General features: G+C 55.4%; 11 protein-coding genes. 1 reads left to right on the top strand and 10 read right to left on the bottom strand.

Annotation, left to right across the window (positions count from 1 at the left end; genetic code table 11):
- Positions 1-22: 22 nt before the first annotated feature.
- From AC2FI8_RS24280 to AC2FI8_RS24235, 10 genes are all read right to left on the bottom strand, one after another.
- Positions 23-556: an AbiEi antitoxin N-terminal domain-containing protein gene (locus AC2FI8_RS24280; RefSeq protein WP_496781220.1), complete on the bottom strand. Its 534-nt coding sequence runs from the start codon at positions 554-556 to the stop codon at positions 23-25.
- Between the two features lie 739 nt (positions 557-1,295).
- Entirely contained in the window at positions 1,296-2,612 is a 1,317-nt protein-coding gene (locus AC2FI8_RS24275) for a TRAP transporter large permease (protein ID WP_496781219.1), read from the bottom strand.
- On the bottom strand, positions 2,612-3,157 hold the full coding sequence (locus AC2FI8_RS24270; RefSeq protein ID WP_299353551.1) for a TRAP transporter small permease: 546 nt from the start codon (positions 3,155-3,157) through the stop codon (positions 2,612-2,614). Before AC2FI8_RS24270 ends, AC2FI8_RS24275 begins: the two co-directional genes overlap by 1 nt.
- Positions 3,158-3,238: 81 nt before the next feature.
- Entirely contained in the window at positions 3,239-4,252 is a 1,014-nt protein-coding gene (locus AC2FI8_RS24265) for a TRAP transporter substrate-binding protein (protein WP_496781218.1), read from the bottom strand.
- 132 nt (positions 4,253-4,384) lie between these two features.
- Complete coding sequence (locus AC2FI8_RS24260) at positions 4,385-5,176, bottom strand: DNA-binding transcriptional regulator (RefSeq protein WP_299985868.1); 792 nt, start codon at positions 5,174-5,176, stop codon at positions 4,385-4,387.
- Between the two features lie 47 nt (positions 5,177-5,223).
- A complete protein-coding gene (locus AC2FI8_RS24255; RefSeq protein WP_299353559.1) occupies positions 5,224-6,204 on the bottom strand; it encodes a fumarylacetoacetate hydrolase family protein in 981 nt (326 codons plus the stop codon).
- Positions 6,201-7,715 (bottom strand): bifunctional 3-(3-hydroxy-phenyl)propionate/3-hydroxycinnamic acid hydroxylase MhpA, encoded by a 1,515-nt coding sequence (gene mhpA / locus AC2FI8_RS24250; RefSeq protein ID WP_299353562.1) that lies wholly within the window; start codon positions 7,713-7,715, stop codon positions 6,201-6,203. The genes AC2FI8_RS24255 and mhpA overlap by 4 nt, the downstream gene beginning before the upstream one ends.
- A 14-nt stretch (positions 7,716-7,729) precedes the next feature.
- Positions 7,730-8,701, bottom strand: a complete 972-nt coding sequence (locus AC2FI8_RS24245) for a VOC family protein (protein WP_496781217.1) — start codon at positions 8,699-8,701, stop codon at positions 7,730-7,732.
- A 530-nt stretch (positions 8,702-9,231) separates the two neighbouring features.
- Positions 9,232-10,890: an acetolactate synthase large subunit gene (locus AC2FI8_RS24240; RefSeq protein ID WP_282171154.1), complete on the bottom strand. Its 1,659-nt coding sequence runs from the start codon at positions 10,888-10,890 to the stop codon at positions 9,232-9,234.
- A complete protein-coding gene (locus AC2FI8_RS24235; RefSeq protein WP_282171155.1) occupies positions 10,880-11,074 on the bottom strand; it encodes a hypothetical protein in 195 nt (64 codons plus the stop codon). The genes AC2FI8_RS24240 and AC2FI8_RS24235 overlap by 11 nt, the downstream gene beginning before the upstream one ends.
- A 175-nt stretch (positions 11,075-11,249) precedes the next feature.
- Here AC2FI8_RS24235 and AC2FI8_RS24230 point away from each other — a divergent pair.
- Positions 11,250-11,503 (top strand): hypothetical protein (locus AC2FI8_RS24230; RefSeq protein WP_496781216.1); only part of this gene is annotated, 254 nt, incomplete at its 3' end.

The following is an 11,503-nucleotide window of genomic DNA, read 5'->3' as shown; positions in this document are numbered from 1 at the left end:
TCCTGTCAAGTTCTAGTGCGCGCTACCAGAAATGCACTCGACCTGACAGGTAGGGACAAAGTTTGCGACAGAACCATTGCCAGTCCCACGGGAGGGAGTTTTCAGATTTTAGGTCGTCACTTGTAACGCCAAGTGCCTGGTCAGCGAACAGCGACGTATTGCGCGTTTCTATAGGTGCATTGAGTGGCAGCTTCGTGAGCCAGTTGGGCATTTTGTAGCCATAGATCCAGACGGGGGCGTTGTTGCCCAAACGCAGGTAGTGGTCGTAACCCTGTTGAGTGAGAGCGGTTTTTCCGCCGACATGAATGTCATAGCCCATGATATGTTGCATCGAGATCAGGCAGGCCTTCCAGTCAACGGTGTTTGATGCAGACGGATTGGGAACAGGTCGGCGGAAAACGCCGCGGTGAACGCGTTCGAGCCAGCCCCGTTTTACATAGTCGCGAAAGGTTTCGTAGGCTATGCCATGGGCGGTGAGCCAGTTGGCATCGACGAGATAGCCTGCGGGCACCGCGTCGAGGACTTTCTTCAGATTTTGCGATCTTCCAGCGTTCATGACACCCTAAGTCATATAATTTTAAAGCGAAGGCAAGAGCGTCTCTTTGAAAAGTACATATTTAAAGCGTCTATAGCACTGAAAATGACACATTACTAAACTTCACAGCGCCACGCGGAAACCCATCGGAATACCCGGGATAAATGGAAGATTCCGGCGCCCAGGGCGGATTCCGGACTTTCTCTGCATGAGCGAGCCGATCATGGTGCAACGTTGAAAGCCGACATACACATTTGCTGCAAGCCAGGAATTTCTCTGCACCGCCGCATGGCGGCTGAGAGCCCGGAGTAGACATAGTCAACGCCGACGCTCGCAGGTGCTGCAACTCCCGCTTACCGAGACCATCAGCCACACTGCAGAAAGAAAAGCTGCCGTTCGTTACGCCCTCAGAAATTGTCCCGCCACCGGTGTTTGACTGGGCGACTATGCAATCTTTGGCTGCAATTCCGGCAATCCGGCACTGAAAATGTCAGTCGCGCGGAACGCACCAAGGTTCTCGTACTTCTCTCTTTCAGCAGAGATCGCTGCCGAATGCATTGCAGTGAAGGCGAGAAATGCAGGACCTTTGTCGGAGCTGAGGAATAGCCCGTGCTGTAACCTCAATTGAATTTCGCAAAACAGATGTTGGAAGGCTAACCAATCTCTAACTAGGTTCGTTGAGCGCCGAACGCCGCGAGCCGTACGTTTTAACACGCCATATCAGAGAGTTGGTTAGCGTCCTTTTGGGAGGCACCACTCGCTAGTGCATAGAGTTTGGCAGGAACAGCACCAGTGTTGGTACAAGTACCAACACGGCCAAGCGGATGATGTCGACGACCCAGAATGGCGTGACGCCTTTGAAGATCGTTGCTGTCGACACGTTCCCAACAACGCCTTTGAGGACAAAGACATTCAATCCGACCGGTGGTGTAATCAGGCTGATTTCGGTGACGACGACAACAATGATGCCGAACCAGACCGGATCAAAGCCTAGGCTCGTGACCAGTGGAAAAAAGATCGGCACAGTCAGCAATAGCATCGAAAGGCTTTCGAAAACACATCCGAGGATGACATAGACGCCAAGGATCATCAGCATTACCGTCATTGGCCCCAGACCCGCAGAGGAAACCGTGGCGCGCAGCGCTTCCGGCAGGCCGGCAAGGTTCACAAAGTTTGAAAACACCCAGGCGCCGATCAGAACAGTAAACAGAGCGGCGGTCGTCTGGGCGGTTTCGATCAAGACCTGCATCGTTGCAGCAAAGCTGAGTCTGCGCCGCGAAAAAGCGATCAGAAAGGCTCCTGCCGCGCCCATACCTGCCGCCTCGGTCGGGGAAAATGTCAAATTCAGTGGCCAGAAGTCCAAAACTCCGTACAACCCGCCGATTACAATGAAGAACAACAGAAGTACCGCCCACACGCCTTTCAAAGCCTTGGCACGATCAACCCAGCTCGCGCGATCCCCGGCGGGGCCGGCCTCTGGGTTGCGCAGGATCGTGTAGCGCACTGCCACAAGGTAAAGAACGACCCCGAGCAATCCCGGGATGATACCGGCGATGAACAATTTTCCGATGCTGGTTTCGGTCAGCAAACCATAAATAACAAGAATGACAGAGGGCGGTATTAGAATCCCCAACGTGCCCCCGGCGGCGATGGATGCCGTCGACAGGCTATCAGCATAATTGTATTTGCGCATTTGAGGCATCGCGACTTTTGACATCGTGGCAGCAGTCGCCAGGGACGAGCCGCAGATGGCCGAAAATCCGGCACAAGCAACGATTGTCGCCATTGCCAGCCCACCTCGAAAGTGACCCATAAAGGCGTAAGATACCTGATACAATTCGCGCGACAGTCCGCCCTTATTCACGAAAAGCCCCATCAGGATGAACAGTGGGACAACCGACAGCCCGTAGTCCTGCGCGGTGTCGATGATCAGCCGACCGACCATAGAAATCGAGGCACGAAACCCGCGCAGTTCAGCATAGCCGACAAACCCCACAAACCCCATTGCTATCGCAATCGGCATCCGCAGGAACACAAGGAAAAGGACCGCAGCCAGGCCAAGGATGGAAAACAGCATCAGAAGTTTGCCTTTGTAGGGGAAATTACTCGCGCGACGGCACGGGCAATGAAGGTGATTGCAGTGACAAGGGTGAAAACGGAGATGAACCAACCGACATAGTGTTGTGGTAGGTTGAGGTATTCGCTGACATCGCCGTATTCGCGCGCACGTTCGGCAAGTTCCCAGACCCGCTTTGCGGGCCACAACAGAAAGATTCCGCACGCAAGATCAATTACAAAGTCGCGCAGGGCCGCAAGGCGACGGGAAAATAGCGGGTCCATAAGATCAACCACGATGTTCGCGCCTTTCCAACTGACGATAGGCAGAGACGAAAACACGATGATGGCCATGAACAGTCGCGTTAATTCGGTTGCCGATTCAATCGGGTTGCCAAACAGGCTGCGCAAAACGACATCTGCAAATGTCATCGACATCAACAGGAACAAGATACCGGCCGCAAACCATGTCGGGGCAACGGCGATATAGCGCCAGGGACTTGTTTGTCGCAGCGACATGTCCCAGTTTTGCGCTGGATTTGAGGTTTGGTCATCTTGTTCAGTCATGATGGTGGGTCCACTGTATGAAACAAGGCCCAATGAAGGGCCTTGTTGTTGGTGTTTTGAAACGCTGAACGTGCGGTCAGGTCACTCGGCGGACATCTGCTCGACGATAAAGGCATGCGCGGCAACTGCATCGACGCCCTTTGCACTGACCTCGGAGAGGACCTTTTCAATCAGCGGTCCTGTAAGTGCCTGCCACTTGGCCGCATCGTCAGCCGAGGCCTGTGTCAGTGCATTGTCGGAATTCGCGTGCAGCGATTCGATGCCAGCCGCATCGATCTGGTCCCAGGCTTTGCCCGCAGCGCGTGACAAGTTTTCGCCAAATACCTTATCCAGTGCAGCGCGATCGGCATCAGACAGCCTGTCGAATGTGTCCTGGTTCATGATGATGGCGAAAGATCCACGATAGAACCCGCCCGGAACTTCGTAAGAGTTTTTGGCAACTTCGAACAGTTTGAAGCTCTTCTTCGCCTCCATCGGCATCATCACACCGTCTGCGGCATTCGATTCCAATGTTTCATAGACTTTTGGAGCGGGCACACGGATGCCCGTTGCCCCCAGTGCAGCCCCGACATCGCCAGACACGCCGCCACCTAGTCGCAACTTCATTCCAGAAATGTCTTCAAGCGCGGTGATCTGCACGTTCGAATGCAGTACGCCCGGGCCATGGGTCATCATCGCCAGAACCTTGACGCCCTTGTGCTCATTCAAATCGGCAAAGAATTTGTCATACGCCCGCCAGCTTGCGACCGACGCGGCCTCGGCGTTACCCTCGTAGCCCGGAAGTTCGATCATTTTCGTCGACACGAAGCGGCCAGGCGAATAGCCGTGGAAGATCCAGGTGATATCGGCCGCACCGTCAAGCACCAGGTCGAATTGCGCCGGAGGGCTGCCCAGACCATATTTGACTTCGGCACTGACCCGCCCGTCGGTGGCCTCTTCGATCATTTTGGTTAGCTCAGGCCAGATCATGGCGTTGACGCCATGCGTTGGCGGGGCCCAAGACGAAATCGTCAGTGTGGTGTCAGCGGCCTGCGCTGCCATGGATGCAATCGACATCGCGCCGGCGGCAAGACCTGTGATCAAAGTATGTTTCATGATGTGTGTTTCCTCCCATTTCTTGGCGAAATTCTAGCGCTTCAGAGCACAAAAAAAATATGCTCTTGCGTCCAGCTGTCCGCGTGGCGGACACTTAGCGTTTTGAAGCGCGCCATATGCCCACAGACGCCGTTAAGGCCGACCCGAAATTTCAAGGGTTTCATATTCGGTGGCGATGTTCGCCGCAGCAAACTGCAAAGCGTCGGCATAACGCTTGATCGCCTGATCCATGTTCATGGCCTTGGTGACCCAGATAATCGACAAGCAGCCGACCGCGCGATCATCAGTTAGGATAGGCACGGCCAGGCTGGATGTTTTGGGCCTGAATGTGTGTGGGCCACGGGTGGCGTATCCCTGTTCGGCATAGATCGTCAGGTTTTCCTCCAGCCATCTTTTTCTGAGGAACGGCATGTCTTCGGGAAGGTTTTCGGCGCGCAATAACTCGATAATCATCTCCAGCTCGCGCGAACCACAGACCGAAAGATAGGCCCGCCCCGCTGACGAGCGCAGAATGGGCAGGGAAAAGCCGACCATCCCTGGGTCCACCGACAACGGGCTGCGGCCATGGGTCGATTCCTGGATCACCATATGGGCGTCTTCATAGGTGGAAAGATCGGCTGGCCAGGCGTGGGTTTCGGTGAATTCCGCCATAACTGGTGCCGCCACCTGACAAAGGCGCGAGCGCACCGACACATTGTCTCCCAATGCCGCGGCCAAAGGCGACACACGCACCCGGGCATCGCTGGCGGAACAGAGGACATAGCCCTCTTCTTCCAGCGTGTGCAGCAAGCGATAAACCGTTGGGCGAGGCAAACCCAGCTCTGACGCGATTTCACCCGGACGGGTTGCGCCGACCCGGTTGAGATATCGCAGGATATTCAATCCACGCGCAAGCGCGCGGACAGTTTCAGAGTTTGCCGCCATTTATCCATCACGATCAGGGGGGCGTTCTGTCCGCCCATGATGCAGTTTCACCCGGCCACAACCGACTGGTCAATAGCGCCGAACACGCTGGTGCCGTCGTGGTCCAGCATCTCGAACCGGATTGTGTCGCCGGGTTGCATGAACCGGGTTGTCGGCTCGCCATCGCGAATGGTTTCAATCATACGCTTTTCAGCCAGACAGGATGAACCCACCTCTTGGTGGTTTTCATTGCTGACAGTGCCCGACCCGATGATCGTGCCGGCCGATAGGTCGCGGGTACGCGCGGCGTGGGCGATCAGCTCGGGAAACTCAAAGTTCAGATCCGCGCCCGCGTCGACGCATCCGAATTCGTCACCGTTGTAAGTCGTGACTAGTGACAGGTTGATGCGCCCACCAGTCCAGGCCTCTCCCAGCTCGTCGGGGGTTACGCACACGGGCGAGAAGGAACTTGCGGGTTTCGACTGGAAGAAGCCAAATCCTTTAACCAGTTCTGGGCGCATGACATGGCGCAGGCTTACATCGTTGCACAGCATGATCAGTTTGATATGCGATCTGGCCTGCTTGGCCGTGCATCCCATCGGCACGTCATCTGTGACCACGGCAATTTCGCCCTCGAAATCCAGACCCCAATCGGTATCGACGCAGGGGATTGGGTCGACCGGTCCAAGAAACCCGTCGCCACCACCTTGATAGAGCAACGGGTCGGATTCCGAATTTGCAGGCATGTCAACGCCGCGCGCCTTGCGTACAAGCCGCATATGGCTGAGATAGGCGCTACCGTCCGCCCACTGGAACGCTCGCGGCAACGGTGAGGCCAGTGCCGCCGGATCATACGACATGGAATCGACGACGCCGTCCTCGAGTTGTTTTTCAAGGTTGCGCAGGGCAGGCTCGGCGGTTTGCCAGTCTTCGATCGCTTCGCGCAGTGTGGGTGCCACGGATGTGGCCAAAGTCAAACGGGAAAGATCACGGGACACAACGACCAGCGTGCCGTCGCGCCCGCCAGTTTTCAGGGAAGCAAGTTTCATTTTACGGGCTCTCTTTCTATGATGGTTTTGTAAGGGGTTGGCAGGCTCATAGCTGCAATTGCTTTGATGTCTGTCTGAGTCATGGCGCTAGCGGCGATGTATCGGTCAGGGCGCAGCAGAACGGCATTTGCCCCAATTTCGTCCAACGCATCTGCAAAGGCAGGATGCGCTTCTCCATCAAGAACGCGCATGGCTGGCACGACATCACGGGGCAGTTTGTGACGCACCACAAGCACTGGTGCATACCCGATGGCATCATCAAGCCGCTGACCGTCACTGAGTGTCGGCTGGCTGAACAGGTGCCCGGTGTGCGGCGTGTTGCCAACCACGAGGCTGGCCAAATCACTGCGACCAAGTGGGGGCGAGGTGAACTCCATGCGAGCCTTTCCGTCGCAATCAGCTTCTGTTCGTGCCAGCGCGGTGTCGCGATCCATCGTATTGATCAAACCACCTAAGCGCACCGCCGTTTCGATGAACGTGCGCACGTGGGGCGCGCGCTCGGCTTGATAGCTGTCTAGCAAGTCAATTCCGGTTTCGCCATTGACGCAAAGCGCCAGTTTCCACGCCAGATTGGCGGCGTCACGGATCCCCGCGCACATGCCTTGACCCATAAAAGGCGGTGTCAGATGTGCGGCATCTCCGGCGATCATCAATCGACCTTTGCGCCAGTTCTGCGCGATTGCAGATCGAAACGTGTAGACCGCGCTCCGTTCCAGATCCGCATCCTCGGGGCCAATCCAGGGCGCAAGAAAATCCCATATGCGCGCGGTTTGCAAAACCTCGTCGTCGGTTTCGTCATCTAGAACCGTGATTTCCCACCGCCGCCGGTTTTCCGGGCTTCGGCAATAGGTCATTGGACGATCAGGGTTGCTGAACTGAACCGTGTGATCACCCAGATCGGGGCGGTCCCTCTTAAGCAATAGGTCCACGACCAACCAACGTTCGTCAAACCCCAGATCGTCCATGCCAGAACCGATGGCTTCACGCAGCAAAGATCGAGCACCGTCACAGCCGACAACGAAATTGGCCTTAACCATTGTGCTGTGCTCGTCGCCAGCTTTGCGACAGTACAAAGTAACCTCTTCGCCCTGATCCTCGACGCTAACAACCTCAGTTTCTGTCAGAATCATCGCAGTGTCGCGGCTGGTCAGTTTGTCACGCAACAGCTTCTCAAGGTCAGGTTGGTGAAGGCGATAACTTGAATGCCACCCCTGCGGTCCAATCCCTTGCGGACGGGGCCAGTCCATCAGCAGATTTCTTTGTTGATCGACAAAGCGCATACCCGGATTGACCCGCACTTTTTCATTCAGCTGCTCGGCTACGCCTGCGGCCTGAAAAACCCGCATGGTTTCACCGTCAAAGTGCACAGCCCGGGGGAGATGATAAATCGCCGCCTCGCGCTCGATGACAGCCACACTCACACCGCATTCGGCGAGCAGATTGGCCAGCGTCGCACCAGTTGGCCCATAGCCGACAATGGCGACATCAAAATGTTTGGTAATCTGTGCCATCAGGTTCCCCTCTCTCAGCCACGCCCACGGGTTTCATATAGCCATGGGCAATCGACTACGGGCGGCGCGCGCAACCCGTCCTCAGCGGCCTTGAGCCGCATGTCGACAAAAGGTTCCCGCCCTGACTCGGACAAGTAAAGACGGTCGTGACCCCAGAAACTGGGGCCGCACTTTGTTTCATGTGGCTCCCAGGTCGCGGGGTCGATCACGCGCCCACCCCATCCGTTTTCGACAAAGAAACCCGAGGGGCTGTTGGCGTAGAAGCTGGTCATGTAGTCATTGGTATGGCGCCCCAGCGTATAGGCAATGCCATCCTCTTCCTGGCAGGCTAGGTCATAACCCTGACCAACGTCATCAAGGTTGTGATATTCGACCATGAAGTGGTGAAACCCCGAATTGCCCGAGCCAACTATGGCAAAGCTGTGATGCCGCCCGTTGACGTGGAAAAAGTAGAGCGGCACTGGTTTCAGACCATAGTCACTGACGGCAAATCCCAGCACATCGCGATAGAACGGTAATAGAGCCGTCGCATCGGGCACGTGCAACACCGCATGCCCCATTCCAAGCGGGCCGGTTTTAAAGCCGTCGATCGGCCGCCCCGGCGTAAAGGGGTCTTCGGCTTTTTGTGGGTTCCACACCAGTTCGATCCGGTTTCCCGCAGGATCGTGAAATACGATCAGGTCTTCGACAAACCTGCGGTCTGCCAATTCACGGCTTCCCTGCCCAACCTTATGTCCCGCATTGTCCAGCCGGGCGGCGTAATCTTGCAGGTCTGATTTCTGCGAAAGTTCCCAGCCGATGAAGGCAAGCGTTTCGCCGGATTCATCGGATATCACCAGGCGCTGCACCAAATCATCCATCCGGAAAGAAAGTTGGCGCCCGCCGTGATCAGCGAGTTGCATGGCAAGTACTTTACTTGCGAATTGCTTCCAGTCATCCGTCCGGTCGGATCGCACACCAAGATAGCCCAAAGATTGAATTGGCATTTCATTTCCTTCCACAGCTGCGCAACCAAACTAGAAAGAGACGGTACCGGAGAGAACTTCTGTCCGGCTCAGTGTCCGCCAGGCGGACAAGGTGTGCTCGTGGAGCGCCTTTGAAAACAGCGTTGTTTTTTGCGCAGATTGCATCTTTGCACGCAGCCTTGATCCGAAAAAATGGATCATTTCCGGTTTCTGACACCACGCTGGATTGGGGCGTGGACATGCTGCCGCCGAAACGGACCAATTTGCCCACGCGTCCGCTGTTCTCTGGCAATGGATGCTGCACGATGCATGAACGGCTGCTCTTGTGAAACTGCACCACAGCGTTTGACAGAGTTCATAAGGTCGTGAATGGGCCTATGGCGACAGAAGGCACGGTTTTGCGAATGACCGTTTTGTCCGCACTGTGTGAATTCAGCATGACCTTAATCTTGCTCTCGCAGCGAACGGCAGGTTCGACGGGCCGCACCGCAGCGGAGGAGACCGGTGGTCAACGGCGGTTGTGGGCCGTCCGTTTCAAAAAGAATTTGTGCTCAAGATGCTGGCGGGCACACAACTTCGATCAAGAAAGGGCCGTCACGTGATAGCCCCGCAGAAAGGGCTTTTACAAAGCCATCGGTGTCTTCAATTCGTATCCCGGGAACACCATGCCCTTTAGCAAGCGCAACCCAGTCAAGCGTTGGGTTTTCCACATCAAACATTGCCTCCGCATTCTTGCCAAAACTCTCAACACCGACATTTGCCAGCTCATCCCGAAGTATTTGATAGCCGCGGTTGGCAAATACAATCACCGTAACATCCAGGCTTTCGCGCGCCATCGTCCACAAAGATTGCAATGTGTACATGGCGGATCCATCGCCTGTTAGTGCAATTACTTTTCTGTCTGGACATGCAATTGCTGCGCCAGTTGCGCACGGTAGGCAAAGCCCTATCGCCCCACCGGTTCCCCCAAGCAAGTCATGTGGTCGCGCTGCTGCAGTCGGAGGAATGACGTGGAACCCGGACGTCACGGATTCATTGCAAACGATAGCATTTTCGGGAATGAGGGCCGCTAACGTCTGGCCGACTTTTGCTAAGGTGAGATCTCCGGTTGGGATTGGAGGCAGGTCGAGAGCGTATGTGTTCAGCTGTGTCTTGCTCGAAACACCAACTGCGTCTGCCAGTGATTGAAGAGTCCATGCAATATCATCCCTCGGAGCGCACAGGCTTGAAACCGTGCAACCGGCGGGCTCAGGTGTGCTCGGTTTCCCCGGGTATGCAAAGAAGGCAACGGGTTGGTCGGCGCCGATCAAAGTGATTGACGATGTCTGTTCAAGCTGAGCGATCTTGGGTGCAATTGGATACACAAGTTGATCCAATTTGGCAGCCCCGGCCCCCTTCGAAATTCGAGGGATTAGAGTATCCGCCAACAGGCGGCATCCGGTTTTGACGGAAATTTTTCCAGCCAGTACATGAAGTGAACCAAAAAGCGCGGACCCACCTATCATCAAAGCTGCGTTTGCAGTCTTCAGACGCATGGCTGCGGCCTCGATGTCTTCCAAAGACGGACGATGAAGTGGTTGGGCCAGAATGCTATTCGTCGCAGGGCCAGTCGCTGCATCCCAAGCAGTATCGGCGGGAAGAACAAGAGTGGCGATCTGGCCGTTTTGAGATCGGGCGGCCTGAATGGCTGCGGCCCCGTCCGATGCGACGCTTGTGGCGTGATCAGAAACTCGTGTCCAATGGCTTATAGCCTGACTTACGCCAATAATGTCCCCTCTGAGTGGGCTTTCATAACGCAGGTGATGTGTTGCGTGATCTCCCACCACATTCACGATCCCGGACCTTGATTTTCGGGCGTTGTGTAGATTGGCAAATGCGTTGCCTAGCCCCGGTGCAAGATGCAGCAGAGTGCCGGCGACGTCCCGTTTCATGCGGTAGTAGCCATCAGCGGCGCCCGTCGTTCCACCCTCGAACAGGCACAGAACACAGTTCATCTCGGGATGTCTATCAAGAGCCGCAACAAAGTGCATTTCAGACGTGCCTGGATTGGCGAAAACTGTATCCACGCCGTTGTGAAGAAAGGTTTTGACTAAAGATTCTGCGCCGTTCATTCGATCACCGCCAACTCTGATTTCGACGAACTTTATGGGAGAGACAATCCAAAAGTAACTGAAAAAGCTTTCGATGATGTGCAGGTCGTCAATCGTCATCGATGCCCTCGCCCGCAAGACTTGCCATGTTGAACAACGCGGGATCGTGGTGGTTTTCGGCCAGTTCAAGTCGAACTCGGATCGCCCAGACATGCTTAGGTTTTCGCGGCCGCTTCTGACCGACGATACGTCCCTTGTTCCAGGTTGGGCGAAGCGCGAATGGCAGGTAAGTTAGGGTTTCCATGACTGACCCTCCGATCCGCCATACCCTCCCACAACGACAACCCGACATTGACGAGAGACAATATCACAGGATGCTGCGTCGCCTCAGAGGTCTGCTGGGAGCTCGACGCAGTCATCCTTCGTTGCTTAAGCAGGACAATAAATTGCGCATTTGACAACAAGTATTTGCGGCCCACATGCTGAAACGTGAAAATCGAGGTGTAACGACCAAAGGTAATTTCATGTTTAGATCATCAACCCGAAGTGAAGCAGAAAGTTTGTTAAGCGGACTTGCTCTTGGATTTTCTGCCGACCCATTCATGCGTTGGCTGTATCCTGAACCTGCCGATTTCCTTACCCACTTCCCGCGCGTAATGTCTGACGTCAGCGCCTACCGGACAGATTTGGGGTTTGAGCAACGGAGGATTTCTGGTTCATCGAAGCCGTTAAG

Source organism: Ruegeria sp. CDSB029 (assembly GCF_059611125.1).
Note: the sequence above shows the minus strand (reverse complement) of the source record. Positions and strands in the feature narration are given on the sequence as shown.

Excerpts from the sequence above, each read along its gene's own strand:
- mhpA (WP_299353562.1), bottom strand. The coding sequence starts at position 7,715 with ATGGCACAGATTACCAAACATTTTGATGTCGCCATTGTCGGCTATGGG.
- AC2FI8_RS24280 (WP_496781220.1), bottom strand. The coding sequence starts at position 556 with ATGAACGCTGGAAGATCGCAAAATCTGAAGAAAGTCCTCGACGCGGTG.
- AC2FI8_RS24270 (WP_299353551.1), bottom strand. The coding sequence starts at position 3,157 with ATGACTGAACAAGATGACCAAACCTCAAATCCAGCGCAAAACTGGGAC.
- AC2FI8_RS24265 (WP_496781218.1), bottom strand. The coding sequence starts at position 4,252 with ATGAAACATACTTTGATCACAGGTCTTGCCGCCGGCGCGATGTCGATT.
- AC2FI8_RS24255 (WP_299353559.1), bottom strand. The coding sequence starts at position 6,204 with ATGAAACTTGCTTCCCTGAAAACTGGCGGGCGCGACGGCACGCTGGTC.
- AC2FI8_RS24235 (WP_282171155.1), bottom strand. The coding sequence starts at position 11,074 with ATGGAAACCCTAACTTACCTGCCATTCGCGCTTCGCCCAACCTGGAAC.
- AC2FI8_RS24245 (WP_496781217.1), bottom strand. The coding sequence starts at position 8,701 with ATGCCAATTCAATCTTTGGGCTATCTTGGTGTGCGATCCGACCGGACG.
- AC2FI8_RS24260 (WP_299985868.1), bottom strand. The coding sequence starts at position 5,176 with ATGGCGGCAAACTCTGAAACTGTCCGCGCGCTTGCGCGTGGATTGAAT.
- AC2FI8_RS24275 (WP_496781219.1), bottom strand. The coding sequence starts at position 2,612 with ATGCTGTTTTCCATCCTTGGCCTGGCTGCGGTCCTTTTCCTTGTGTTC.
- AC2FI8_RS24240 (WP_282171154.1), bottom strand. The coding sequence starts at position 10,890 with ATGACGATTGACGACCTGCACATCATCGAAAGCTTTTTCAGTTACTTT.